Origin of the sequence: Pantoea sp. ANP04, from assembly GCF_041982285.1 — a bacterium.
GTDB lineage: Bacteria > Pseudomonadota > Gammaproteobacteria > Enterobacterales > Enterobacteriaceae > Pantoea > Pantoea eucalypti.
On sequence record NZ_JAUTYS010000179.1, the window covers coordinates 1 to 526 of the forward strand.

At 44.1% G+C, this 526-nt stretch carries 1 protein-coding gene; it reads right to left on the reverse strand.

What is annotated here, in order from left to right:
* Nucleotides 1-332: 332 nt before the first annotated feature.
* Nucleotides 333-526: hypothetical protein (locus Q7C21_RS22980; protein ID WP_375151234.1), on the reverse strand; the 194-nt coding region annotated here is incomplete at its 5' end.

Below are 526 nucleotides of genomic sequence, written 5' to 3' on the forward strand. Positions count from 1 at the left end.
CAATCACAAGATACACTATATACTTTTTACGTTTGCATCCGAGCCGAAAGCTATAATTTGGCACACTGCATTTTCTTCAAGTGAGAAACTTTGCGCCCCTGCCTTGATAGCGATGTTGAAGGATTCTGGGTCGCCAGCACACGTGCAAATCATTGTGTTTGTAAATGCGTACGGCAGCATAACTTGGCCAGCCTTAAAGGTTCCCTTGCAAGCGAAGAAAAGCGGAGTACGAATTACATTCCATCCGTTTTTCGTTTCAGCGTTCCACGTTCCGGTAAGAAGTCCAAGAATATCCGTAAACTGCGAATTTTGGTTTATTTGCGAACTGCGCATCATGCCTCACTTTCAGCAATCATATTGCAGCTGCTCATCACAAAATCCGTAGGATTTGAGAATGTAACACGAACCACGCCAAGGCGAATTCGCCCAAGATTGAAGAAACGAACACGTTTCGCATACTGCCCAACCTCTCCAAGGTTCTTGAACTTGATATTTCCAAAAGTGTTGCCGCCATCCTTTGAAATTT